The organism is Nocardia sp. NPDC127606 (assembly GCF_042671725.1).
Classification (GTDB): Bacteria; Actinomycetota; Actinomycetes; order Mycobacteriales; family Mycobacteriaceae; genus Nocardia.
This window is the reverse complement of record NZ_JBHXWQ010000007.1, coordinates 260,251-285,123: the sequence shown is the minus strand read 5'-3', so window position 1 is coordinate 285,123 and position 24,873 is coordinate 260,251. Positions and strand designations below refer to the sequence as shown.

The 24,873-nt window shown below is 62.0% G+C and carries 18 protein-coding genes and 2 pseudogenes; 5 read left to right on the top strand and 15 right to left on the bottom strand.

Going from position 1 to position 24,873, the window contains the following annotated elements; translation table 11 throughout:
- Positions 1-5 precede the first annotated feature (5 nt).
- Positions 6-785, bottom strand: a complete 780-nt coding sequence (locus ACFVJ5_RS27670; protein WP_379224423.1) for an ABC transporter permease — start codon at positions 783-785, stop codon at positions 6-8.
- A 122-nt stretch (positions 786-907) separates the two neighbouring features.
- Entirely contained in the window at positions 908-1,621 is a 714-nt protein-coding gene (locus ACFVJ5_RS27665) for an ABC transporter ATP-binding protein (protein ID WP_379224421.1), read from the bottom strand.
- A 1,155-nt stretch (positions 1,622-2,776) separates the two neighbouring features.
- Between ACFVJ5_RS27665 and istA the strand changes: the two are divergent.
- Positions 2,777-4,019: pseudogene (gene istA / locus ACFVJ5_RS27660) on the top strand (IS21 family transposase).
- A complete protein-coding gene (gene istB, locus ACFVJ5_RS27655) occupies positions 4,019-4,834 on the top strand; it encodes an IS21-like element helper ATPase IstB (RefSeq protein ID WP_379224419.1) in 816 nt (271 codons plus the stop codon). The pseudogene istA and the gene istB (ACFVJ5_RS27655) overlap by 1 nt, the downstream one beginning before the upstream one ends.
- Before the next feature lie 593 nt (positions 4,835-5,427).
- Here istB (ACFVJ5_RS27655) and ACFVJ5_RS27650 read toward each other — a convergent pair.
- From ACFVJ5_RS27650 to ACFVJ5_RS27620, 7 genes are all read right to left on the bottom strand, one after another.
- Positions 5,428-6,369, bottom strand: coding sequence for an aspartate/glutamate racemase family protein (locus ACFVJ5_RS27650; protein ID WP_379224417.1), 942 nt, complete (start codon positions 6,367-6,369; stop codon positions 5,428-5,430).
- Between the two features lie 118 nt (positions 6,370-6,487).
- Entirely contained in the window at positions 6,488-7,342 is an 855-nt protein-coding gene (locus tag ACFVJ5_RS27645; protein ID WP_379224415.1) for an LLM class F420-dependent oxidoreductase, read from the bottom strand.
- Complete coding sequence (locus ACFVJ5_RS27640) at positions 7,339-8,274, bottom strand: alpha/beta hydrolase (protein ID WP_379224413.1); 936 nt, start codon at positions 8,272-8,274, stop codon at positions 7,339-7,341. The genes ACFVJ5_RS27645 and ACFVJ5_RS27640 overlap by 4 nt, the downstream gene beginning before the upstream one ends.
- Before the next feature lie 216 nt (positions 8,275-8,490).
- Positions 8,491-9,285: a citrate/2-methylcitrate synthase gene (locus tag ACFVJ5_RS27635; protein WP_379224411.1), complete on the bottom strand. Its 795-nt coding sequence runs from the start codon at positions 9,283-9,285 to the stop codon at positions 8,491-8,493.
- A 42-nt stretch (positions 9,286-9,327) separates the two neighbouring features.
- Positions 9,328-10,494, bottom strand: coding sequence for an LLM class flavin-dependent oxidoreductase (locus tag ACFVJ5_RS27630; RefSeq protein WP_379224409.1), 1,167 nt, complete (start codon positions 10,492-10,494; stop codon positions 9,328-9,330).
- A complete protein-coding gene (locus tag ACFVJ5_RS27625; RefSeq protein WP_379224407.1) occupies positions 10,478-12,361 on the bottom strand; it encodes a flavin-containing monooxygenase in 1,884 nt (627 codons plus the stop codon). The genes ACFVJ5_RS27630 and ACFVJ5_RS27625 overlap by 17 nt, the downstream gene beginning before the upstream one ends.
- A gap of 192 nt (positions 12,362-12,553) precedes the next feature.
- Positions 12,554-13,681, bottom strand: a complete 1,128-nt coding sequence (locus ACFVJ5_RS27620) for an LLM class flavin-dependent oxidoreductase (protein ID WP_379224389.1) — start codon at positions 13,679-13,681, stop codon at positions 12,554-12,556.
- 758 nt (positions 13,682-14,439) lie between these two features.
- On the opposite strand from ACFVJ5_RS27620, the gene ACFVJ5_RS27615 reads away from it, so the two are divergent.
- The 3 genes and pseudogenes from ACFVJ5_RS27615 (at position 14,440) to istB (ACFVJ5_RS27605) (ending at position 16,547) form a co-directional block, all read left to right on the top strand.
- Positions 14,440-14,832: a hypothetical protein gene (locus ACFVJ5_RS27615; RefSeq protein WP_379224405.1), complete on the top strand. Its 393-nt coding sequence runs from the start codon at positions 14,440-14,442 to the stop codon at positions 14,830-14,832.
- A gap of 20 nt (positions 14,833-14,852) precedes the next feature.
- On the top strand, positions 14,853-15,542 hold the full coding sequence (locus ACFVJ5_RS27610; RefSeq protein ID WP_379224403.1) for a hypothetical protein: 690 nt from the start codon (positions 14,853-14,855) through the stop codon (positions 15,540-15,542).
- A gap of 213 nt (positions 15,543-15,755) precedes the next feature.
- Positions 15,756-16,547, top strand: a pseudogene (gene istB, locus ACFVJ5_RS27605) (IS21-like element helper ATPase IstB).
- Between the two features lie 514 nt (positions 16,548-17,061).
- On the opposite strand, the gene ACFVJ5_RS27600 reads toward istB (ACFVJ5_RS27605), so the two are convergent.
- The 6 genes from ACFVJ5_RS27600 to ACFVJ5_RS27575 form a co-directional block, all read right to left on the bottom strand.
- Positions 17,062-17,490 (bottom strand): hypothetical protein, encoded by a 429-nt coding sequence (locus ACFVJ5_RS27600; RefSeq protein ID WP_379224401.1) that lies wholly within the window; start codon positions 17,488-17,490, stop codon positions 17,062-17,064.
- A 198-nt stretch (positions 17,491-17,688) separates the two neighbouring features.
- Positions 17,689-19,251, bottom strand: a complete 1,563-nt coding sequence (locus ACFVJ5_RS27595) for an aldehyde dehydrogenase (protein WP_379224399.1) — start codon at positions 19,249-19,251, stop codon at positions 17,689-17,691.
- Between the two features lie 1,286 nt (positions 19,252-20,537).
- Complete coding sequence (locus tag ACFVJ5_RS27590; RefSeq protein ID WP_379224397.1) at positions 20,538-21,284, bottom strand: NADPH-dependent F420 reductase; 747 nt, start codon at positions 21,282-21,284, stop codon at positions 20,538-20,540.
- Positions 21,285-21,859: 575 nt separating this feature from the next.
- On the bottom strand, positions 21,860-22,375 hold the full coding sequence (locus ACFVJ5_RS27585; protein WP_379224395.1) for a riboflavin kinase: 516 nt from the start codon (positions 22,373-22,375) through the stop codon (positions 21,860-21,862).
- 116 nt (positions 22,376-22,491) lie between these two features.
- Entirely contained in the window at positions 22,492-23,721 is a 1,230-nt protein-coding gene (locus ACFVJ5_RS27580; RefSeq protein ID WP_379224393.1) for an acyl-CoA dehydrogenase family protein, read from the bottom strand.
- A gap of 212 nt (positions 23,722-23,933) precedes the next feature.
- Positions 23,934-24,848 carry an oxaloacetate decarboxylase gene (locus tag ACFVJ5_RS27575; RefSeq protein WP_379224391.1) on the bottom strand — a complete coding sequence of 305 codons (915 nt, stop codon included), beginning with the start codon at positions 24,846-24,848 and terminating at the stop codon, positions 23,934-23,936.
- Positions 24,849-24,873: the final 25 nt, after the last annotated feature.

Below are 24,873 nucleotides of genomic sequence, written 5' to 3'. Positions count from 1 at the left end.
GAGGCTCAGCGTTCGCGGCCGATCCGCTCCGGTTTCCACCGGAGCAGACGCGACTCGAGAAGCCGTATCGCTCCCATGAGCAGGATTCCCATGATCATCAGCACGACGATGCACGCGAACACACCCGCGGTGTCGAACTGCGTCGACGAACGAATCAACAAGAAACCCATGCCACGATTGGACGAGAACATCTCAGCCGTCACGGCAGAAACAAGCGCGAACGGCCCGGAAACGCGCAGACCTTCGACTATGAAACTGGCCGCTGAAGGCAGGATCGCTTTCTGATAAATGCTGAATCGACCAGCACGCATCAACTTCATCCGGGCGATGACCTGGGCGTCCACTTCCTTCATTCCAGCAAAAGTGGCGTAGAAGACCAAGAAGAAGACGATACTCGATACCAGTGCGAGATTCGCACCGTCACCGATCCCGAACCACAAAAGGAAGACAGGCACCAGCGCCAACCGCGGGGTAGAGTACAGGGCCCCCAGAAAAGGAGACAATACATCCGCGAGATAGCGGCTCGACCCCAGAACAATACCTGTCAAGAATCCCGCGATGGCACCGATGGTGAAACCCACAATAGTGATTCGATACGACACCAGGAGGTTGCTCCAGAGTTCGCCGCTCTCCGCGAAGCCCTTCAACACCTCCCATATCGCCGACGGTTTACTGACCGTGTACTCATCGAGGAACTTGCCTGACTCACCTGTTTGCCCCGTGCCGAATTCCCAAACCACCAGGATCACTGCCAGTAGAGACAACTGCGAAACGAGGACCAGCACGCGGCGGCCGAACCACCTGTTGCCACTCCATCGGCTCGCGCGGCCGCGACGAGGCGGAGCCGCGCTCGGCTCACCCGCTCGCTCTCCAGCTGCTTGCCCTGCGCGCGTATGAACGGTTGTCATCACTGTGCTCCACTCGCATCGATCTGCGTCTCCAGCAGATGCCACAATCGCTTCCACATGTCGACGAACTCCGGCGTGGACCGCAATTCCATCAAATTGCGCGGCCTGTCGAAGTCCACGTTTTCCACGTGCAGTATGCGTCCCGGAGCAGCACCGAACACCACTACACGGTCAGCCATGAGGATCGCTTCCTCGAGATCGTGGGTGACGAACAGGATCGTCTTGCGGTCCCGCTCCCACATCTCCAGCAAATCCTCCTGGAGTTGAGTTCGAAGAAGCGCATCCAACGCCCCGAACGGCTCATCCATCAACAATGTGTGCGGTTCATACACCCATGTCTGCGCGAGCATGGTGCGCTGACGCATCCCACCAGACAACTGGCTCGGATAGTGATCGGCGAACTTCTCCAGACCGACTCGCCGCAACATCTCGGACACACGCCGCTTGCGTTCGACCTTCGAGACCTTGTGCAACTCCAACGGAAGGGCGACGTTCCGCTCCACGGTGCGCCACGCCAGCAAGGAATCCTTCTGGGTTACGTACCCCACATCAGTGTTGATCTCTCGGACCGGCCTGCCCGAGTAGGAGACCTCTCCTTCGCTGGGAGTCAGCAACCCCGCCGCCATGTTCAGCAGCGTGCTCTTGCCACACCCACTCGGTCCGATGATGCACACGAATTCACCAGCGCGGATCTGCAAGTCGATGTCTGTCACAGCAACAAAGGACCCCGTAGGACCATTGAAGGTCCGCGCAACTGACGCGTACTCCAGCTGCAACCACTCATCCGACACAGCTGCCCCCCGGGTCTCTGTTGAAGCCACAGGCATAGCAGCCGACTCGGATGTCAGCTCCGCCGCTAGGAGATCCACGTTTCTTCTCATGACCGATCCGTTCATATGGATTTGGACTCGCATCTATGAAGTCGTTGAGGCATCTTCACGCGCCCTCAGTGACCCTCATCACTCTATGGACGGTGACCGTATCGGACATTGGGTACGATGTCAACGAATGTTAGATACGTACCCAACCGCTGCCTGTGGGTATCTGAAAAGGGTTGCCGGGGAGCCCTGGTCAGTCGTCACGCGCCCGTTGGCGGCGTTGAATCGACCGAGGACATGAGGCAAGATCCAGGCAGAAAGTGTCCGAGGGGCTGAGTGAGCTAACCGCTCCGATAGCGGTGCAGTCCTCGACAACTCGGCCACCATGCCGCGCGATCGTACGAGTGGCCGAGCAGCACAAACGCTTCCCGCGGCCATGCGGAATGAGAGCCGAGTTCGACACCGCTTTGCCAAGGGTGATGGCACCACCCGATTGCCGGAGGTTAGGGACCATCGTCGCCAGGCGCTCGATCTCGGCGTCGACGGTGATGTCCAGGCGCGCCGGGCGGACCGGTTTGCCCGACCGCTCGATAGGACACCATACGACGGCGGATCGCCGTGGTATCCAACAGTGTTGCAGGACAGCTTTTTCGCCACTAAGGGTCCGAGGTTGATAGCAGCCAGGTGGGCGTCGAAGGATCGCAACGAGGTCAGATCTCGAGCAGCTTCCGGTCGTCGCAACGCAAGGCTTCGGGGTTTCAACTGTCGAACTGCATTGTGGGATCGAGCCGACTTCGGTTTCTCGCAAGGCCGCAGAACGCGATTCACATACAGCGAGGCAGGACATGGGCGCGCTCGCCATCGCACACCAGGGTCGGAGCGAGAGTTGCCGCGGCCGTCCCGGTGACTGGCAGCACTTATACGTTCTGTCGGCCGATGACGCCGCCTGGTTTGTCGGCAGCACGTGAAAACTGACCACCGCGCGGCAACTCAAAATGGATCACCTGGTCGGTGACCCTGGCTCTATCCGAGCCAGGGAGGACCGAAGGGATGCTTGCTGTGGAGGATTGGGCTGAGATTCGTCGTTTACACAGGTCAGAGGGGATACCGATCCAGGCAGTCGCCCGGATGTTGGGCGTGTCCCGCAACACCGTGAAGCGGGCCCTGGCATCGGACAGGCCGCCGAAATACCAGCGCCCGGCCAAAGGCTCGATCGTTGACGCGGTCGAGCCGCAGATCCGCGAGTTACTCAAGGCATATCCGAGCATGCCGGCGACGGTGATCGCCGAACGGATCGGCTGGACCCATTCGATCCGGGTGCTCTCGACCCGGGTTGCTGAGTTGCGGCCGGCGTATCTGCCGCCCGATCCGGCATCGCGGACCGCTTATGTCGCCGGTGAGATCGCCCAGTGCGATTTCTGGTTCCCGCCGATCGAGGTGCCCGTCGGGTTCGGGCAAATCCGCAGCCCGAAACAGCTACCGGTGTTGACGATGGTGGCCGGCTACTCGCGCTGGCTGATGGCGATGCTGATCCCGACCCGCCATGCCGAAGACCTCTTCGCGGGGTGGTGGGCATATTCATGGATTAGGTTCGGTCCCAAAGGTTTTGGTTTGGGATGGCGAGGGGGCGATCGGCCGTTGGCGCGGTGGTCGCAGCGAACTGACCACCGACTGCCAGGCCTTCCGCGGGACATTGGGCACGAAGGTCATCGTCTGCAAGCCAGCCGATCCGGAAGCTAAAGGCATGATCGAACGAGCCCACGACTACCTGGAACGATCGTTTCTTCCGGGCCGAACATTCACCAGCCCAGCCGATTTCAACAACCAACTCGCCGAATGGTTGAAGTTGGTCAATGCCAGACCGCGTCGCGCGCTGGGATGCGCGCCGACCGACCGGATCGCCGCAGACCGCCAAGCAATGCTCGCGTTGCCGCCGGTCGCGCCGCAGACCGGGTGGCGGCGATCTGCGAGGCTCCCACGTGATCACTACATTCGGTTCGATTCCAACGATTATTCGGTGCATCCCTCGGTGATCGGGCGGCGGATCGAGATCGTCGCTGATCTGGGCCGGGTGCGGGTGTTCTGCGAGGGTCGGGTCGTCGCCGACCACGAACGGATCTGGGCATGGCATCAAACTCTCTCCGATCCTGAACATGTCGAGGCAGCGAAGATATTGCGACGCAGTCGAATCGGTGTCGTTCGTCCCGCCGCCGAACCGCAAGTCGAACAGCGGTGCTTGACCGACTACGACACCGCGCTGGGCATCGTTGATATCGAAGGCGGGGTGGCGTGATGCCCGGCCGAACCCGAACTCCCGCGAAAACCACCACCACGACAAGGGATTTCACTGCCGAATTGAACTTCTTGACTCGCGCGTTGAAGGCGCCGTCGTTGCGCGAGGCCGCGCAACGGTTGCCTGAACGCGCTCGCGCCGAGAACTGGACCCACGAAGAGTTCCTGGTCGCCTGCCTGCAGCGCGAAGTCTCGGCCCGTGAGTCCCACGGCGGCGAAGGCCGGATTCGATCCGCTCGGTTTCCCTACCGGAAGTCGTTGGAAGAGTTCGATTTCGGTCATTCCCGCGGATTGAAACGCGACGTGATCGCCCATCTGGGGACTTTGGATTTCGTCACCGCGAAGGAGAACGTGGTCTTCCTCGGCCCGCCCGGAACGGGGAAAACTCACTTGGCGATCGGGTTGGCGATCCGCGCGTGTCAGGCCGGGCACCGGGTCGCGTTCGCTACTGCGGCCGAATGGGTCGCCCGTCTGGCCGAAGCTCACCACGCGGGCCGACTACAGGCCGAGTTGATCAAGCTCGGCCGTTACCCGTTGTTGGTGGTCGACGAGGTGGGCTATATCCCGTTCGAGAACGAGGCCGCGAACCTGTTCTTCCAGCTGGTGTCCTCACGTTACGAACGCGCCTCGCTGATCGTGACGAGCAACAAGGTCTTCGGCAGGTGGGGCGAGGTCTTCGGCGACGACGTCGTCGCCGCAGCCATGATCGACCGCCTCGTCCATCACGCCGAGGTCATCGCCCTCAAAGGCGACAGCTACCGGCTCAAGGACCGCGACCTCGGCCGCGTCCCCACGGCCGGCACAACTGAAGACTGAAACCATCAACCCCGCCGACCAGGTGGTCCAGATTCATTTGCCGTCAGGTGGTCCGGATTGGCGTGCTGTTGACATGGTTTGCCAGTCGGTGGCCCGGCCGCCGACTCCTCAAACGACCAGCGATCACTATCGGTTGCGATGAGCGCGGCGCTCGATGAGCCACCGGTGCCGGAGCGGGCCTGACAGCGATGAGGCAGCGCGCAGGACGGCGGCGCGAGAACGGATCAATCGTTTTTCGCGGCACACCCGCGAGTAGCGCATCAGATCGCTGACAACAGCGAAGCTCACTACGGACGCATAGTAGTAGCCGGCCCCTCGGATCGGACACACCACAGCAGTTTCACGCACCACGGTCCGGTCAGGAGGCCAGTTCGGCAGCACGACGGCGAGGCACTGGACACCCTGGTCGACGCATGAGCGGCCGCAGTCGTTTCGACGTGCTCACCTATAGCTCTGATAGGCGGGCACGCCAACGAGTGGCTCGCTTGCCTGCGGACCGCGATGGCGGAGGTTGACGCCGCTAGCCGCGGCGCTGAACCTCCAGCGCACATGCCGTGCCGACGGTCGGCCAAACAGCCACCTCATTCTTTCCGTCAGTGAGTCGCGATCTCGCGCGAACGTGTCGGGTCGTATGCGGAAGCAAGTGCCTGGTCAGGCTTGCGGACTTCCGGCATTCCGATTCCCCGCGTGGCCAGATCCTCGAGGACTTCGTCCGGAGTGCTTCGGTATGGGCTGATGACGGCCTCTGACTTGGCAATTCCCACACTGCGCCGAAGATCGACCAATGATTCGGCAAGTTTGATCATTGCTGGCAATGGCGTCACTACCGGCACCCCCGTGTTTGCCACTTCGTTGTATCCGACTTTGGACAGCGCGGTCCCATACGGCATGCAGCCACAGATGACAACATCAGCTCCGTCGCGCACGCACGCCAAGGCGTGCTTTTCGAACTCTTCGATCAGCCGATCGGGCTTGCCTTTGTATGCCTCAATCAAGAGGGAGGCCAAGGGCGGCAGGAACGGGCGTACAGGTCTATTCTTGATTGCCCTGTTCTCCCAGCCGAGAAGTCTGAGGTTCTGCTCTACTACATTATGTCCATACACAGGACCCTGAATATGGACGTCTTCCGTTGCCATGGTCACCACGGCGAAGTTCGCGCCTATGAGCTGCGCCATCACCATTGCTGATTCAGCTGGGCCGACAACAGGGATTTTGACCGCTTGGCGTGCGTCTTGCAGGAAAAATTCCCCATAGCAGACCCCCGGGAACGCTGCGTCGAAACCATCGAGCTCAGCCTGCTTGACTCTTTCCAGTATTTCTACTGCCAGAAGCGCTCGATTATAGCGCATATATCCCGCAAAATGCTTACCAACCGCTCTGTTCGGGAAATCCATGACAATCTCTGTCGTAGGCCGAGCAACGCTCTTCGCAAATTCGAGCATATTTTTCAGGATGAGTTCTTTGTCCTCCGCCGAGCTACCACCGCCGGTCTGCTCGAAGGTCGAGTCATATTGCCAAAGAATTTTGGTTTCCATGTTTCAATCTCCATCCCTGAATCGAACAGGCAGTCACCCTGATGGGGTGGGTGGTTGACCGCTATCTTCGAGCGTCCAACACGTTTCTCTCGCGGAATCCCTGGACCTGCGACCGCAATCAGGCGGCCGCATTGAAGATGCCCAAATCCTGCGCGAGGTCGCGATATAGTTCGACGGAAGGCTGCCTTGTACCGGCCAGTAGCTGGATGGCGACGTGGTCGGCGCCGGCCGAGTGATGTCCGCCCAGCCGTTCGGCTACCTCAGCCGAGGTCCCCTGCAACACGAGATCATCGATCAGCCGGTCGCTTCCTCCATCACGCAGCTCGTGTTCGGCGTACCCGAGCGTCACAAGGTTCTTCCGGTAGTTCAGCCGTTGCAGGTATGGATCGTCAACCGCTGATCGACCGACCGCCCGGGTGGATTGAGAGTCGGATCCTAGAACGACTTTCTGCTCAGGAGCCAGGAGCGGATGTGGACCCAGTAGATCCCGGGCATGCCTCGTGTGCGACGGCGTGGTGAGGTAGGGGTGAGCGCCCAGCGACCGGCGGCCCGACAGCCGCACCATGTCGTCGCCCAGGGCGGCTAGGACGCGCCGCTCCTGTGGGACGTCGGCGGCGTCCAGGCGGTCAAGGTAATGCTTCACTGCCGTGTAGGGCTTGTCGTAAGCGGTCTGATTGGACTCCCGGTGGCCGGCACCCACCCCTAGCAGGAACCTGCCGGGATAGCGTCCTTCGAGCCGGTGGAAGGCCTGACCCACGACATCTGGATCGGTAGACCACACGTTGATAATCCCTGTCGCAACGACGACGGAGCTTGTCGCCTCGAGCAGTTGCTCTGCGACGAGCAGTTCGCTGTCTTTCGAGCCTCCGATCCACAGGGCCCCATAACCCAGTGACTCCAACTGTTTCGCCAATGTTGGAGACCAGGTGTTTTCGACCTTCCATACCCCATAGCGCGACACTTGGTCTTTCATGCTTCTCCTTGGCGTATCACCCCGGCGACCCTGCCACCCACGAAGACACCGATTTCCCGTAGTGTCTCCCGTGCCTCGGACAAGAACGCCGAGAACAGCGGCCAGACATGCACCATGTCCTCGTACTCGCGAAAGTCGACGTGCACCCCTTCGCGCTCGAGCTTGACGGCCAGGTTGCGTGAGTCGTCGAGCAAGACCTCCGCGCCTCCCACGAACAGTAGGCAAGGCGGAAGCCAACCGAGATCGGACCGCATCGGAAACGCGGCAGGAGCATCCTCCGGCCCTCGCCCAGCGAGGTAGAACTCCGCGGCACGTTGAATCCCTTTGCGCGAGACGATCGGGTCGATGTCGGCGCGCTCGACGTAGCTGGCGTTCGTGACCGTCAAGTCGACCAGTGGCGAGACGAGGACGACGCACGCAGGCAACGGTCCGCCTTCGCGCCGCAGCTCCCACAGAGCACTGAGTACCAGGCCCCCTCCCGCGGAATCACCGATGGCGAAACACGATTGCGGTCCCACCTCATCCATCACCGCGGCGAAGACCGCGCGCGCATCCTCGATGCCCGCCGGGAACGGGTGCTCGGGAGCCAGCCGATACTCCGGAACGAAGACCCGCGCATTGGTCACCCGGGAGACCTCCGCGGCATACGCGCGATAGCCCTTGGCCGATCCTATGATGTAGCCGCCACCATGGAGCATGACGCCCACACGTCCGTCCGCCGCGCCGGCGGCCCGCACCCAGTACCCGTTTACACCTCCCACCGTGTCCGCAGTGATCGCCACATCACCAGGGATCGGCAGCCCGGCGAGCATCGCCTCGAAACCCTCCCGCCGCTCCTGGAGGGTTCCTCCACCCGCGGTCGGCAGCGCCTCGCGATACATCGCCGCTGCCCGGTCGACCGGAACCGGAGCCCTCACGTCAGTCTCTTTCACGACTACACACTCTCCTGACGAGCCGCCGACGCGGCCTGAGAACTCGGCAGCTCCTCCGGGATCGCTGATCCCGTTTGGATGCGCGGGCTGACCTCGACTTTTCTGACATCCAACGTCACGGTGTGCGTCCTATCAGATGACGGCGGCGACATCCATCGAACATTTCAGCTCCCGGATGGACGAACCGATAACGATGACTCTGCTCGGCGCCGTCGCTCATTCCGCCTCGCCCAATTGAACGCCGGTGTAGGCGACTTGGCTGTTGGGGACGTGGCGCCATTTATGGTTCTGGTCCTGTTCCTCGAGGAAGTGCGCGGCCAGCGAGAGTGATCTGGGCGCCATCAGAATGGGGCGGGCCAGGCGTGGGTCGAGGTCAAGGTCCGACAAGAGTGCGGCAGAGACGCCGTCGATGTTCGCTGCGATCCTTCGTCCGACCGCCGCCTCGAGCTCGTCCTCAATACACTCGAGTAGCAGGCAGTGATCGCCATACACACCGTGGCTCTTGCTGATGTCGATCAGCAACGGCACTCGCGGGTCCACATCGTGGTGCGGATGGCCGAATCCCTCGATAGGTTCGCGCGCCGCGCGTTTGTCCGCGACGAACCTCCGTGCCCTCTCGCGGATCGCGTGCGGTCGATCCTCCCCCGTCGTCTCGACGTCGGCGACACCGTCGCGGAGCCATCCAGCGATCTGTTCGCCGGCACCGCCGTGGTAGTCGCCGACCGTGAGCAGTCCGGCAGCGATGCCGACCTGGATAGGATTTCCGTAGGAAGCCATCATGCGCGTGACGGTTGTAGTCGGCGAGATGCCGTGCTCCATGACCGCAACCATGATGGCCTCCAGCACATGAGCTTGGCCTTGGGATGGCCAGCGACCACCGATGACGAGGAAAGCGAGCTCACCAAAACTGCGTTTCCCGATCATCGCTGTCAGCAGATTCCCGCGGATGAGGACGTCGTCGTCTCGCACTTCGGCGATCGCTGTCGACCATGTGTCGGTTGTTGAGGCCATGGGTTGTCCTCTCGGTGAGATGGCTGGACTTCCGGTTTGGGATCAGGAGACCGGTTCGCCTACGAAAGGCCTGCGAAACGACTTACCGTGGGCAGCGAGTTCGGCTTCGAAGACGGGGATCGCGCGGGAGCCGATCAGGTCGAGATCGCCGAGGTAGTCGTAGAGGTTGAGGCAGATCCCGTCGATGTCGTGCTCGATAGCCCACTGAGCCAATTGGGCACCGACGTCTTCGGCGCTTCCTACGATCGCGTCGCCGAGCAGGTAGTCGTGCACCGCACCGGGGGTGTTCAAGCGATCTTCGGCGGACTCGGCGGTCTCGGCGCCGCTGGTCACCCACATGTTGCGCAGTGCCCCTCGGTCTGCACCGCCGACGATCTGCTCGGCGCGGCGCTCTGCTTCTGCGGTGGTGGCGGCGATGATCACCGACTTGGTGCCGATGAACCCGCAATCGCTGCCCACCTCTGCTCGGATTTCGCGGAACTTCTCGGCGCGTTCGCCGTAGCAGAAGATGTAGTCAGCGCGCTCGGCCGAAAAGCGCATGCCGGTGTAGGACTGACCGGCATTGACGACCAGCGGTGAGACCTGCATGGGCCGAGGGCGCCCTGAGGCCTTGTCGACCTTGAAGTACTCGCCATCGAGAGACGCCTCACCGTCGCGCCAGAGCATCTCGACGATGTCGAGCCACTCGCGGGTGTATCGGTAGCGCTCCTTGTGATCGAGCAACTCCACGCCCATCGCCGCGAACTCGTGCGCGCCCCATCCGCTGACCACGTTGAGACCCCAGCGTCCGGCGCCGATGTGATCGAGGCCGACGCCGTACTTCGCGGCGACCACCGGGTTCAACAGGTTGGTGTTCACTGTGGTCAGGAGGGTGATGTGCTTCGTAGATGCCAACAGCGCCGCCGTCAACGTGATGGTGTCGAGGCTGGCCCCCCGCCACACGATCTCGTCGCCGGGCAGGCCGGCCCAGCGCGCGGCGGGGAACGCGAAGCTCATGCCGATCGCCTCCGCGGCGCGCACCGTGGCGAGGTTGTACTCGAAGGTCCACTCCGTCGGATTGGGCGCCAGCGTCGGCCACTCCCCGAACGCCTGGTTAGGCTGGAAGATGCCCAACATGACCGAGTTCTCAACGTTCGGCAGGGCCCGCTCGACACAGTGCTCGAGACCCGGCCGGGTGGCCGGATCGGCGTTCTCAGGGTAGTACCGCATCAGGAACCTCGCTAGAGTCGAAGGGGCTGTCAATTTGATCGCGTGAGCCATTCACGCCAGGTGTGCTGCGAAGGATGAAGTCCTCGCGGAATCCGCCGCGTTGGCGCCAGGAGTCGATCTGGTCGCGGAACTGGATCGTGCCGCCCGGATAGCCGGCGGCGACGACAGGAACACCGCCGCCAACACTTCCCTCATTGTTGTAATAGCCGGGTGTGCAATCGAGCATCACCTTCGCGATGTCCGCGCCACCGCGGAGCGTGTCTTGGAGTTCGCCCCAGGCCAGCTCGGCCTCGCGTGTCACTTCCATCGACGTCACGCCCGACTTGGACAACTCGGTGATCATCTCGACCACATGATTTACCTGGATGTACATCCGGTACGGGATATTGAACGTCGCGGCCGACTGACGGCTGCTACCGATGACGAACATGTTGGGAAACCCGTTGGTGTAGAGGCCGTGAAGCGAGGCGAACGCCTCCCCGCCCCACTTGTCGTCGAGCGTCACACCATCGCGCCCGATCACGTTGTACCGACCCGACTGCGACGGCGACTTGGCAAATGACTCAAACCCAGTCGCGTAGATGATGCAATCCACCTCATAGGCGGTACCGCCGAAGTGCACGGCGTGCTTGGAGATGCGCTCGGGTCCTTGACCTTCGGTGTCGATCAGCGTCACGTTCGGCCGATTGAAAGCCGGCAGGTAATCGTCGCTGAAGCAGGGCCGTTTGCAGAAACGCCCGTAGTACGGCATGAGACCTGCGGCGGTCTTCTCGTCGAGGACGATATCGGCGATTCGCTGACGAATCCGCTCCATCTGCTGGAAATCGAGGGCTTCCATCGCCTGCGCGGTTTCCTCCGGCGACATAGACCGCGCGTCCGGACGACCCCACATGTGCCCCCACTGATCCTGAACCAGGACACGATCGGGGCTCTTGCCCTCCAGCACAAGGTCGAAGTTCATCTGGCGGTCGGCCTGCCAGCCCTCGGTCAAACTCGCCCACCATTGCGCGTCTGTGGGCCCGTTACCTCGGGAATCAATGATCGACGGGGTCCGCTGGAAGACGTAGAGCTCCTTGGCCGACTCCGCGACACGCGGCACCACCTGCACCGCAGATGCCCCCGTACCGACCAGGGCGACCCGCTTGTCACCAAGGCCGTCCAGGCCACCGGTGTTATCACCGCCGGTGTAGTCGTAATCCCAACGACTGGTGTGAAATGAATGACCCTCGAAGCCGTCGATGCCGGGGATCCCAGGAAGCTTGGGGCGGCTGAACATCAGTCCCGAAGCCAGCACGACGAACTGCGCGATGATCTCGTCGCCGCGATCGGTCGTCACCGCCCACCGCTCATGCTCCTCATCCCAACGCAGCTCAGTAACCCGGGTATGGAACAGCGCGTCCTTGTACAAGTCGAAGTGGCGCCCCATCCGGCGGGCATAGTCCCAGATCTCATCGGTGCGGGTGTACCGCTCGGTCGGCATGTAACCGAGGTCTTCGAGCAGCGGCAGATAGATGTAGGATTCGATGTCACACCGCGCGCCCGGATAGCGGTTCCAATACCACACACCGCCGAAATCACCTGCGTCTTCGACGATCGCCAGATCCATCTGCCCTGCTTTGCGCAGCAGCGCACCAGCGGTCAAACCACCGAACCCGCCCCCCACGATCAGCACCTCGACCTCACGGGTGACTGCACCACGCTCGACATGAGGAGTGAACGGATCCTGCAGGTACTCCGAAGACGGGTCCAGCGTGACGTATTGCCCCGTGCCTTCCTGACGAAGCCGTTTATCCCGCTCCTGCAGATACCGCTCCCGCAGTCGCTCTCGCTCCTCCTTCGGCGGCACACCCATACCCTCTGCAATCATTGAAAACCTCCACTTATCGCGCTCATTGCCTCGTCATTCATTGCCTCGCCGCTCAGGCGACCTTCGCCGCCGGGATCCGTCCTGCCAGAACGCTCGATCGAGAGACTTCACGTCTCAAACGACCCAGCGCAGAGTCGATCTCGTAAGGCGACATGGTTTTTCGGATACCCGCGTGAGCTGACTGTGTCGATGTCATCGAGCCCGCAGACCCGCCTCGACCATCAGCGGCAGAATGTCGTCCTCCATCTGCTGCAGACCCTCGTCATAATTGACCCAGGACAGGGCCAGACCATCCAGACCAGCCTCGGACAACTCGACCATCGACGAGACGATCTGCTCCGGAGTACCGACCAACGTCAAAGCACCACGCCCAGCAGCCAACCGCTCGATCTTCTGCCAGTGCTCCTCCTGGCCGACCTCGAGACTCTTCGAGTTCGCCGAACTGGTCTCGAACAACCGCTCGATCGCAGCCACGTCGGCCTGATCACGATGAACCCACCGGAAGTACTCCCGAGCCTCGACCTCCGTCGAGCGACACACCACATGCGCCCGGCCGAAGACCCGAACCTCACGACCATGAGTCTCACGCGCAAGCTGCTTGATCTCCGCGATCTGACGCGTAGCGGTCTCGAGATCCTGCAGAGAGGCGAAGATCAGATCACTGTGCGTGGCCGCGAAGTCCCGCCCAGCACCACTGGTACCCGCGTTCATCAGCACCGGATAAGGCTCCTGCAACGGATGCGGATCCGAGAACGCGTCGACAGCGGTGAGGTGCTCACCGAGGAAATCGCGCGGACCGTCGCTGGTCCACAACTGCTTGAGCAGCCTCGTCCACTCATCGGCGTAGGCGTAGCGCCCCTCATGATCCTTCTGAGTGATCCCGAACATCGCGAACTCCTCGGGAAACCAGCCCGCTACGACGTTGACTCCGAACCGGCCACCGGAGACATGATCGGCAGTGGCCGACATCTTCGCCGCAAGCGTCGGATGGAAGATCGGCACATGAACGGTGGCGAACACCTGGATCCGCTCGGTCCGCGCCAGAAGCGCCGTGGCCCACGTGAACGGCTCGAAACTGCGGCTGGACAGATCAGCCTCGCCACCGAACCCACGCCAGCGCGCCACCGGGATCACGGCATCGAAACCGATCCGATCCGCATGCTGAGCCAGCCGCAGACTCTCCTCCCAACTGCCCACCACCTTGCCCTCGACATTGGCAAGGGTCACACTCCCGCGCATGTTGGTGGCAAACGTGGCCAGCTTCAACCGGTTCTCCTCGTTCAGCACCGGCGTCGACCACTTATCGACACGAACATCCACCGCCTCAGACGGCACGCTCCCCGCTGCCCCCAACGATCCCACCGTATTCGCTGACAATGTCTCCCACCTTCCCTAACGCTCCGCATACGACCGGCCCCGGCTCACTCCGAGCGCCACCTCGCCGCACCAAATGGTCTTTGAATACGATACCATAAACGCTTGGAACCGATTCCACAATGCCTTCGCGGCACTCACATCGGGTGATAGACCAGCCACCCAACAGCCGGGAGGCATCGCATCCCACGCCGATTCGCCTCCGATCGAGGAGATAACGCGGGCCAAGAGCAAGTACGCGTACAGCGCCGACCACCACAACTGGGACGACTTTGTCGGCCACCAACGAGCGCGTCCTAGCGCCACGTCGGCGTGTCTCAAGGCAATGGCTCCGGCACCGAGCGGCCGGCCATCGGGCGCGATGCGATTCGCGCCTATGCCGCGAGCACTGGTTCCATCGTGATCTGCGAAGTCACCGATCGGTAGATCCTGACGTCCTCCCTGATCCGAAGATGTTCGTATCGGCGGATTTTGACGTCGTGATCTTGGTTGCGTTCCAGACGAAGTACGGGGTCGGCTGGCGCGCAGTGAGCCGCGAGAATGCCGCTCGGCCGAACGAGCGCGGGAAGTATCCGACGCGAGGCTCCAAGCTCGACTCGTTCAAGCCATTCAATCGACGAAGTCCTGCGCGCGGATGTGCGGGCACCACGCAAGCAGCCCCGCACCATCAAATGTCTGCATGCCCGGCTGCTCGACGAACACGCATGGACGATGTCGCCCACCAAACGCTGCGCGACTACGTCGCCGAGCGAAAACCGCAGGTCCGTGCCGAGGAAGGCAAAGGCCCGGCGGAGGTCTTCATCCGCCAAACCCACCGCTTCGCAGAAGAAGCCGAGGTCGACTTCGGCGACGTGACGGTCCGGCCGCGCGGCAAGCTGGTGGTGGTGTGCTCGTTCGCGTTGCGGATGTCGTTTTGGGGCAAGGCCGTTCACCGGTGCTTCCTCTCCGCTGGTCAGGAAGGGTTCTTCGAAGGACACGTCCACGCCTTCGAGGTGTTGGGTGGGGTGCCGTTCGGCAAGATCCGCTACGACAACCTGCGGGCCGCGGTCGCCCGGGTGATCGGATTCGCCCGGCTGCGTGAGGAATTTGACTGTTGAACCACATTCCCAGTCGCACTATGACTTCGACGTGTTCTATTGCCGACCGGGTATCGAGGGCGCCCACGAGAAGGGCGGCGTCGAGGGCCAGATCGGGTGGTTCCAGAAATCACTTCGTCCCGATCCCCGAAGTCGAGTCGATCGACGAGCTCAACGAACTGGTCGACGCCTGGGACCTGGCCGACGAACAGCGCCGCATCGGCGCCCGACCCCGCACGATCGGGGACCTGTTCGCTGCCGAGAAATCGCTGCTCAAGCCACTGCCCGACGAACCACCCGAGACCGGGCGCTGGTTCACCCCGCGGGTCGACAAGTTTTCCCAGATCACCGTCCGCACCAACCACTACTCGGTGCCGGTCCGGTTGATCGGGCGCCAGGTCCGAGTGTTGTTGCACGCCAGCCACCTGGTCGTCTTCGACGGCCGCACCGTCGCCGCCCGCCACGAACGACTGCCCGCCAAGGGGCAGACACGCCTGGATCTGGATCACTATCTCGAAGGTCTGCTGCGCAAACCCGGTGCTCTGCCGGGCGCGACCGCGCTCGATCAGGCCCGCGCCGCAGGCAAGTTCACCCCGGTCCACGAAGCATGGTGGTCAGCGGCCCGGCACGCCCACGGCGAACGAGACGGCACCCGAGCGTTGATCGAAGTGCTTCTACTGCACCGATATCTGCCACACGACCACGTCGTCGCCGGCCTCGCGGCCGCGTGACCGCCGACGCGGTCGCCTTGGAAGCCCGAAAGATCGGCGAAACCCGCACCGGCGAGCCTGCGGTGGTCGAGTTCGACGAACCGGGCCCGGTCCCCTCGCTTACACAGCGCTGGCTGGCCGCACCCCACCGGATCGGCGGCCGCTCCCCTCGGTCGCGGCCTATGACCAATTGCTTGTCCGAACTCCGTCCACGACGAAAGGGAGCACCACAGCATGAGCATCACCGCACCACGACGCCACGGCCTGACCGATCAAACCGCCGACGCCGACGCCGACCAAGTCTGCCGAATGCTACGACTCCCCACCATCCGGGCCCGGTTCAACGAGATCGCCGAGGGTGCCACCCGCGAACAAACGACCTACCGAGCATTCCTGGCCGAGCTGCTCGTCGCCGAATGCGACGACAGCGCCCGACGGAGCAGCGAACACCGCATCCGAGCGGGGTTCCCGCGCGACAAGTCGTTGCGGGCGTTCGATTCCGATGCCAATCCCAACGCCGATCCCGCCACGATCCACACCTCACCAACGGCGAATGGATCAAGAAGGGGTTCCCGCTCTGGCTGATCGGTGACTCCGGCACCGGCAAATCCCACCTGCTCATCGCGTTGGACACCGAGGCCGCCATGCAAGGCCACCGGGTCAAATATACGCTGGCCACGAAACTGGTCAACGAGCTCGTCGAGGCCACTGACGGCAAACAACTCATCAAGATGATCGCCCGGTACGGGAGCGTCGACCTGCTCTGCATCGACGAGCTCGGCTACATGGAACTCGACCGCCGCGGCGCGGAACGCTGTTTCAGGTCCTGACCGAACGCGAGGAAAAGAACTCCGTCGCGATCGCCTGCAACGAATCGTTCTCCGGCTGGACCAAATCCTTCACCGACCCCAGGCTCTGCGCCACGATCGTCGACCAACTCACCTTCGGCGGCCATATCATCGAACCGGCACCGACTCCTACCGACTTGCCCGCACCGCCCAAGCCAAAGTCGCTGCTGGTAAGTGATGTCGCTATTCGCCGATAGTTCCCAGGTCAACACCCAAGAATCGGCCCGTCGCAAACAAGTGCCAGATGCTCGTTGTCAGCGAATCTGAGCCATTCAGATTAGTGCTGGTCACCGGAGCTGGTTAGCGACAAGTCGTCGGCCCCGCATCGCCTGGGTTCTCTGCACGTCGACCTCGCAGCCTAGCGAGGCCGGATCGAAACCGTGCTCAACCAGTCCGCCTGTGCGTGGAGTGCAGCTGATATGTGGTGGTACTTGGTAAGTGACAGAACGGAGGCGCCCCGGGGAACCGCCGGCTCCCCGGGGCGCCTCCGTTTCGGCCGATGGCCGGTGACGAACGATCGTCGCGGCGCTACCTGAGGAAAGGCTGAAAGAGCCGATTGACGGCGCCTACATGCGGTCCCTCACCAAACCACTTATGGAACACGGCTTAGAAAGAATGTGGCTCCACCAAGTCTACGGCGAACCCGATCCAGACCGGGTTCGGCAGAGCAGTGAGACCTTTTATCGAAGAGTTCAGTCGACGACAGCCGCGGGCCATGGCGCTTCCTGGCCGGTCTCCAGCACCTTGATCAGATCAGACCACAGCATTTCCATGAACTCGCCGTGATCAACTACCCAGGAATCCGGAGCAACGTCGGTGATCCACTCGAACCGACAGCGTCCGTCGCCGGTATCGAAGACCCGCATGGACCCGTGGTGATAGGTCGCTTCCCAGATCTCGGGCAGCGTGTAGGAAGCGTACCTGTGCTCGGGGTCTACCGTGATGTTCAGTTCCGAGTACTCGACGCCTCCACCGGACGTCACGGTTCGCAGGGGACCGTCTATGCGCAGCGCTTCGATGATGCCGAACACGCGAATGTCGGCCCGCATGAAACGATCAACGATGCCCCAAGCGGCGTCCGGAGAGACGCTCAGGTTTGCTGATTGCAGAATGATTGCCACGGGTGGCCTTTCGATAGCCCGACGAGGCGGGATTGGTCAGATTTGTGAAGTATTTCGCTGGGGACGAGCAGTGTTTCGGGTGGCTATGTCTAGTTCTGCCACTCTGCCTCCTGATTGCTGTCAGCTACGGATGCCCGGCTCGTGGGGAGCCGAGCACCCGTCGGGACCACCGCCGTGGCTTGTCGCGAACGGGTGTGGTCAGGCCTCGCGGCTTCCCGGTCCATCACCGCGGCGCACTCCGCTGGTCACCGCATCCGGCAGCTGCTTGCCCGGGTCCATGGAGATCGTGCGGCTGTGGAGATACTCGTCGACAGCCGTCGGGCCGTGCTCGCGTCCGATTCCTGACTTGCCGTACCCACCGAACGGCGAACCCAGATCGGATGTGATGGTGTTGACCGAGAACGTCCCCGTTCGGATACGCCGCGCTACCTCGAAGCCGTGGGCGTCGTCGGCGGTGAACACCGATCCCGCCAGGCCGTAGGGGCTCTCGTTCGCGATGCGGATGGCATCTTCCTCGCCATCGTGCGGTATGAGCACAGCAACCGGGCCGAAAACCTCCTCGCGGGCGACCTTCATATCGTTGTGAGCATCCGTGATGAGCGTGGGCTCGTAGTACCATCCCAACGGCAAGTCCGCAGGCCGCTGCCCACCAGTAGCCACCGTGGCACCCTCGCGGCGGGCCTCTTCGACGATCGACTCCACGCGATCTCGCTGCCTGGCTGAAACGAGCGGGCCGATCACGGTGTCCGGCTCCATCGGATCGCCGACCTTCAGAGACGAGAAAGCTTCCGTGAGCGCCTCGGCGTACACCTGATACTGCGCGGCAGGCACGATGAACCTGCTCTGCGCAACACAAACTTGTCCCGAGTTGGCACCGACGCTGGCGCCCACCAGCAGGGGTACGACTTCTTCCGGCCGCGCGTCGTCAAGGACGATCGCCGCAGACTTACCTCCCAATTCGAGCACGACCGGCCGAACCAACGCACCACAAGCGGCCGCCACCTTAGCGCCAACCGCATCCGATCCGGTGAAACTGACCATGTCGACACCGGGGTGCTCGACCAAGTACGCCGACTCGTCAGCGGCTGCAGCTACGATGTTCACGACCCCAGGGGGCAGACCCGCTTCCTCAAGGATCTCACCGTAGACGAAGGTGGCGAGCGGATTGGGCTCCGGAACCTTGAGCACAACTGTGCACCCTGCGATCAGCGCTGGACCGAGCTTCTGTCCGACTGCCGCAAAGGCAAAGTTGTAGGCGGGGAACGACGCCACCACGCCTACAGGCTCACGGACGACGAGGCTGTTGCCCGCCATGGGGACCGTGAAGCCACCCGTCGAACCACCGGTGAAAGGCGTGAGATCACTGACCCGCACCTCCTCCAGTTCCAGCGTTCGCCCGACTTCTGCGAAGTAGTTGAAGCTCATCACGGGCGCTACCGTCATGTAGAACTGTGAAAGGGGCAGAGTACAGCCGAGTTCCTCGGAGATGAGTGGCGCCAGTTCGTGCTGGCGCTTCTCGATCCCTGCAGCGATGCGGCTGAGGTACTCCGCCCGCTCCCCCGGGCTCATCCGCGGCCAAGGCCCGTCGTCGAAGGCGCGCCGCGCTGCGGCTACCGCGTCGTCGATGTCGGTTCGCGATGCGGCGGGAACACGTCCGACCCGCTGTTCCGAGCGTGGGGAGATAACGTCGAATGATCGATCGGACTTGGCGGCGCGCCAAGCACCGTCGATGAAAAAGGACGTGTGGTCAGTCGTCTGCATCAGTGCTCCGAATCATTTTTTGGTTCATTAGAATGTCGCGGCAGATCGCCCTCAGCCCTCTTTCGCGGGCTTGCCGGCGTCGGCCGTCAGCGCGCCCGTGTTGAACTTGGTGTGCTCGGAAGACACCCACAGGACCGCTCGGACACGTCGTTCGGTTCGCTCGAAGGCATGTCCGGCATTGCGCTGGGGGGAGGCGAACGCACCTCGTACGTAGTCGGAAGGAACAGTGCGTAAGCACCAGCTGTGTGGCACCGACCACGTCTTGCAATCGTATTCATAACTCCCGTGAGTCCGCAAGTACTTTCAGAATTCGTACCAGCTGGTGCCTGTTGGCGCCCTCCAACGACACGGTGCCTCCACCCACCTATTCGTACGCCGTGATGACTACACTCGACAATCCGAGTCTGCGGATGGCCCACTGCTCGCGGCGGGCGAATCCTGATCTCTCCAATTGGAATCGACTTGCAGATCACGCGTTTCGTGTATGGTGCATACCGGTGATGTGCGCATCGGCTGGCAACCCGGACCATCAGATTTGCCGTCTGTGGCCGGGTGAACGCTACAGTCGCGCTCTGTTGGCACCCGTTAGTCGATCAGTGCATGCTCAGCGGCTCGCTCGGCCAGGATTCTCGACTGGCGTCAAGTCAGGGCGACTCGGGCTCCTGCATAGAAGCAGCCAAGGGCCTCGTACTCAAGGTACTCGCCGAACACTTCTGGGATGCCCGCCTCTTTGTCAAGCTGCGAATCAATGCCGATGACAATCACGGAGCACTGGCCCTCGCGTGTGGGAATGGGATCCGCGGCGGACAGGGCCCACTTCAAGCACCTTGCCCATCCCGCGGTCACACCGCTCCCTTCAGTCACGCCGCGAACGCCGACCGGAGCGCGGTGTTGTCGCCGAGATTCGGCATCGCAAGTTGCCCCCGCGATCGCCTGGTCACGAACGAAGACTTTGCAACCTTGCGCGACTACCTGAAAGAGCGCCGACGCAGCCAAATCCTGGTACCGGGGCAGGTACCCAAATTCATCGATGACCGACAGTGTCGAACCGCATCGCTGTCCATGCCCGATAACACCGAGCAGCAAGACTCGCGTAAGTGGTGAAGTAGGTTCGACACGCAGGCTGCTGCACAGCACATGCCAACCCGAACGACTGATGCGTCCTCCGCACCCGCAAGTGCTCCGACGCAGCACATTCGTCGCGGTCTTCAATGATGTGCGAGTCGCGAAGTTAGTCGATGAGTTTCTTGTCGGCTTCGGCGGTTGCCATACTCGACGTTCTCCGTCTACGTGTTGAACACTCGATGCAGCTGCACCATGTAGTCCGCAGGACGGACAGGCGTCGGATCCCGCAAAATCTCGCGGTTCACCTCAACCATCAGGTCGCGCCGGCGGATCGACCGCGAGATGTCCGCCGCAGCGAGCACATCACTGATTTGATCCTTGGTGTGATCAGTACAGAAGGCCGGCGTCCCGGGCTGTTGCCGCCACGAGTTCTCAAGAAGCCCGGCATCGAACGCGTCGAATCCCGTCTCGTTGACCAGCGACATCGCCACAGCGCGATGGGCATCGTTATCCCCCGCAACGGGGATCGCGACGCGTGCAGGATCCCCAGGCGGCACCGCCTTGGAGTCGAATGAACCGGTAAAGATGGCGTTCCATGCCTTCGTCACCCTGCGGCCGAACTGTTCGCTTACCCACAAGCTTTCAACCTGACCACGGTCGACAGCGTCGATATTGCCATCACGGTGCGGGTAATAGTTTGACGTGTCTATGACAACCGCATCGTCCGGAAGCAGCTCGATCAACGTCCTGATTTCTGGGACCCTCGCAAATGGAACCGACGTGACGAGGACTTGCACATCTACGACGACCTCGCTCGCGGTGACGCCCGTCGCGCCCGTGCTCAACGCACGGGGCGGCAAGGTTTCAGGGCCTCGGGAGTTCGCGACCTTCACGTGGTGGCCTACCGAGGCGAGGCGGTTAGCCAAAGTGGTACCGATGTTGCCGACACCAAGGATTCCGATCTTCATAATGCTCTCCTATCAGTAAGCGGTCGATTAGTGACGAGGTACCGGGTGGACGAGATCGAGACCGATAACGTTCAGACCCTCGCTCGAAACGGGACTGTCCTGCACCATCCGGGACTGGGTGCCCCGAAATCGCACGGACGCTAGGTGCAATGTTCTAATTGCGTGACTCCCTGTCGCGCTGGCGGCGCGCGTCCAACGAGAGTACGTACAGGCCTCTGCGCGAGCACTTCCCGAAGGGCAGCAACCTCAACATCCACTCCGCCGCATCTGCAGGCCGTCGAGAACGAACTCGACCAAAGCCCGAGAGGTGCTTCAAGCCCGTTGTCCCGCAGAACTATTCGCCGTGCTGCTAGCCTCCGGACGAGCCAGTCCGACGTGCGACAATGACCAGAGAACCGCCTCGGCAGAATCCGATCCGTATTCAGTCAGCACCGACACCGCCTCCCGCCCGAGAGGGCATCAAATACGTTCGGGCCTCGATGCTGAACCAATCCAATGTTGCGCTCTACGAAGCCAAGCCGGCCGAGCGTTCACTGCCACTGTGCTCCTGGTGTTCGCAGCTCATGACCGTATCTTCACGCTTCTTTGGACGAACTCCGGTCTCGAACCGATGGCGTCGCCGTCGTACGCCGAAAACCTTGGCGAATCCGAAGATTGTTGCCCACTAGATCACCCACTCCGTTAGCGAAGGCCCATGCACGCGTGGCCTCTACATCCAAACGTAATTGACGAACCAGAGTGAGATCGTCGACGTACTTACGCTGCGGACGCAGTCGGGAGTGCAACTCTATGCGGACGCGCCTGCCATACAGGTCGCCTGAGAAGTCCAAGAGGTGAGCCTCGAGGAGCCGCAATGCGTTAGCGCCGTAAAATGTGGGGCGGTGCCCCACCGAGACAGCCGCGACGTACGACGGCCCGTCGTCGGTGGGTCCCACGTGAAGTATGCCTGCGTAAACACCATCGAGTCGGACAGCGTCGGGGTCATGGATGTTCGCAGTCGGAAACCCGAGCTCACGCCCGCGTCTATCGCCGTGCTGCACTTTACCTTCAACCACCGCAATCAGGTTATTTGTGTGAGACTCGATTGTCATCACCACCCTTCTCAACAAAGCTACGGCCGGGGCACTCTTCACTGTGGCCAGGGATTTAATCCGCCCGCGATAAATCGCGCCTGGCATTCGTACTACGACAAATCGGTGATGGTGGATCAGGACACGATCGTTGAGTCATCGCCTTGCCATACTGCCAGCACCTGGGGCGCAATCTTGGCAGCCTGTTGAGGTCCCACCATAAGATGATTCAACGCGATACGCGCATTCGCATTGAGCCGAGCAAAGATGCTATCTTTCGGGATTACGTCAGAACCCGCCCACAGCAATGCCGTTGACACGATTTCATCAAGGGCTCGATGAAGATGCAAGTTCGCCTGCTCGATCCGTACGGTGTGCAGATCAGTAACGCGACCCGCAGTAGCTGCATCCCACACCTCCCGGAACGCGTCGAGGACGAGCGCACGAGCAGCTTGGTACGACGACTCGATACGGACGAAATCGGCCTGAAACAGCGGGTACTGGTCCAGGGCGGGCACGTCTCCACGGCGCCGACCACGGGCCGACTTCGCGATCTCCTCGATAATTCGCTTCGCCAGTCCGAGGCCTACGCCGGCGTGATGCAGACTGGAAACCGGCGTAAAGCCCTGGGTGAAGGCCGGGTCATCGATAGCCCTTTTTCCAGTGTCTGTGCCCATCCACTTCGCTTCAAGGACGTGCTCTTTGATCCGGTAGGAACCCGAGCCGGTGCCCTCTAGGCCAGAGGCGTTCCAATCGTTGAGCCACTCGACGTTGGACGGGTCGACCCAGATGTAGACAACGATCGGGTTGCCATCGTCACCGATCGTCATCTCCTCGTTGTCATCGACCAGGGCGACCCGAGCCACCACTCGGTTTGCGTACTTCGAGCCGGAGCCGAACGGTCTAGGGCTCGTCTGCACGAGGTAGCCGCCATCGACCCGCTTCGCCGTGCCGAAGTTTCCACTAGGCGCGCCAGCGCCACAGGCGATGCCGTCACCGTTCGGGCCGAGCAACTCGCGGAAGGTCTCTTCACTCAGAAGCATCCCGGGGAACAACGTGCCTGTCTGGTGGTTGGCGTACACCCATCCCGCTGAGGCGTCCTGCCGGGAGATCTCCTCCGCGATCTCGATATAGGTGACGTTGTCCACGCCGCCACCTCCGAGATGCGTGGGCAGCAACACCCCGTACAGGCCGGCATCTTTCCAGGCCTGGACAACCTTCGGCGTGATGATGGAGTCCTTGCTGGCCTGCGGCACCTCGGACTCGACCAGCGAAGCGAGGGATCGCGCGATGTCGACCCACTTCCGTGCTGCATCGAATTGTGAGCGATGGGCTGCGCTAGTAGGTGCTTGAGTCGTAGTCGCCATAGTGCGGTCCTCCGTTGGACGAATATGTGTTGCTCGAGCGCATCCGCGAGGGAAGCTAGGCTGCTACCTGGACGAAGCGTCGGGGCAGGTGGTCGAGGGGTGGTTCAGCACGGAATAAGTAGCAAGGCCGCGGCAAATATTCCGACACGCTTGCCGTGCGGCTCAAGTTCTGGGACTACCGCACTGTCTTTTTCGATGTGTATGCGTCACCCTCACTCTTGGTAGCGGGTGGCCAGATCGCCCCAGTCGGGGTAGCGGATCGTTTCTTGGACGAACTTGACTGTCTCGGAATAGTCCCCGGCTACAGTGCCTGCGCTCTTGAGCTCCGCGAGTGTTTTGATGACCGCACCGTAGATCGCATAGGAAACCGGGACCGGTTCGAGCAGTAGCTTGACTCCGCCGCGGCGCGCGTGTTCGAGCTCCTGGGGAGTTGAGCTGCCCAGTCGGATGGGGACCATCATCACTGGTCGGCCGCACGCTTCCACCGCCTCCGCGGCGTCTTCGAAGGGAAAGTGCGTAGGCTTGATCACATCCGCCCCAGCATCAGCCAACAATCGCATCCGGATAAGCGACTCCTCCTTGGAAATCAGGGCGCCATCAGTCCGTGCAATAATGACCGTGGCGGGATTGCGTCGCGCCTCTACCGCCGCCCGAATCCGCTGCACCGCCGCCTCCCGCGACAGATGATGATTGTCCTCGAACTGCATGATCTTCCCCAACTCTTTCGGCGGGGTATGCTTAGGGTACGTGAAATCCGTGTCTTCGATCATGACGCCCGCAATGCCCGCCGCCTCCGCCAACTGTACGGCGTGTCGGACCTGGAGCGGATTACCGCCGCCATCGTCGAAATCCACGATCAGTGGAATATCAATTGCACGGGTAATTCCACGTGCCACATCAATCACATCTCGCGTTGAGATCATGGTCATGTCGGGTACCACGTGATATCCCACAGACACCGTGACTCCGCCACCCAGCGCCACCGCCTGAAAGCCCATCTCCTGTGCTGCCCGAGCCGAGAAAGGATCGTAAATGCCGGGAATCTGCACCAGCCCTTCCCCGGCGAGGAGATCCCGCAACCGGTGCGCTGGAGACACAAACTTTGGAGTTAGGTCACTTACCGACATTCCACATTCCCTTTCCGAGACGCGC

Excerpts from the sequence above, each read along its gene's own strand:
- ACFVJ5_RS27625 (WP_379224407.1), bottom strand. The coding sequence starts at position 12,361 with ATGATTGCAGAGGGTATGGGTGTGCCGCCGAAGGAGGAGCGAGAGCGA.
- ACFVJ5_RS27585 (WP_379224395.1), bottom strand. The coding sequence starts at position 22,375 with ATGACAATCGAGTCTCACACAAATAACCTGATTGCGGTGGTTGAAGGT.
- ACFVJ5_RS27595 (WP_379224399.1), bottom strand. The coding sequence starts at position 19,251 with ATGCAGACGACTGACCACACGTCCTTTTTCATCGACGGTGCTTGGCGC.
- ACFVJ5_RS27615 (WP_379224405.1), top strand. The coding sequence starts at position 14,440 with ATGGACGATGTCGCCCACCAAACGCTGCGCGACTACGTCGCCGAGCGA.
- ACFVJ5_RS27650 (WP_379224417.1), bottom strand. The coding sequence starts at position 6,369 with ATGGAAACCAAAATTCTTTGGCAATATGACTCGACCTTCGAGCAGACC.
- ACFVJ5_RS27610 (WP_379224403.1), top strand. The coding sequence starts at position 14,853 with ATGACTTCGACGTGTTCTATTGCCGACCGGGTATCGAGGGCGCCCACG.
- ACFVJ5_RS27575 (WP_379224391.1), bottom strand. The coding sequence starts at position 24,848 with ATGTCGGTAAGTGACCTAACTCCAAAGTTTGTGTCTCCAGCGCACCGG.
- ACFVJ5_RS27590 (WP_379224397.1), bottom strand. The coding sequence starts at position 21,284 with ATGAAGATCGGAATCCTTGGTGTCGGCAACATCGGTACCACTTTGGCT.
- ACFVJ5_RS27580 (WP_379224393.1), bottom strand. The coding sequence starts at position 23,721 with ATGGCGACTACGACTCAAGCACCTACTAGCGCAGCCCATCGCTCACAA.
- ACFVJ5_RS27630 (WP_379224409.1), bottom strand. The coding sequence starts at position 10,494 with ATGCGGTACTACCCTGAGAACGCCGATCCGGCCACCCGGCCGGGTCTC.
- ACFVJ5_RS27645 (WP_379224415.1), bottom strand. The coding sequence starts at position 7,342 with ATGAAAGACCAAGTGTCGCGCTATGGGGTATGGAAGGTCGAAAACACC.
- istB (WP_379224419.1), top strand. The coding sequence starts at position 4,019 with ATGCCCGGCCGAACCCGAACTCCCGCGAAAACCACCACCACGACAAGG.
- ACFVJ5_RS27635 (WP_379224411.1), bottom strand. The coding sequence starts at position 9,285 with ATGGCCTCAACAACCGACACATGGTCGACAGCGATCGCCGAAGTGCGA.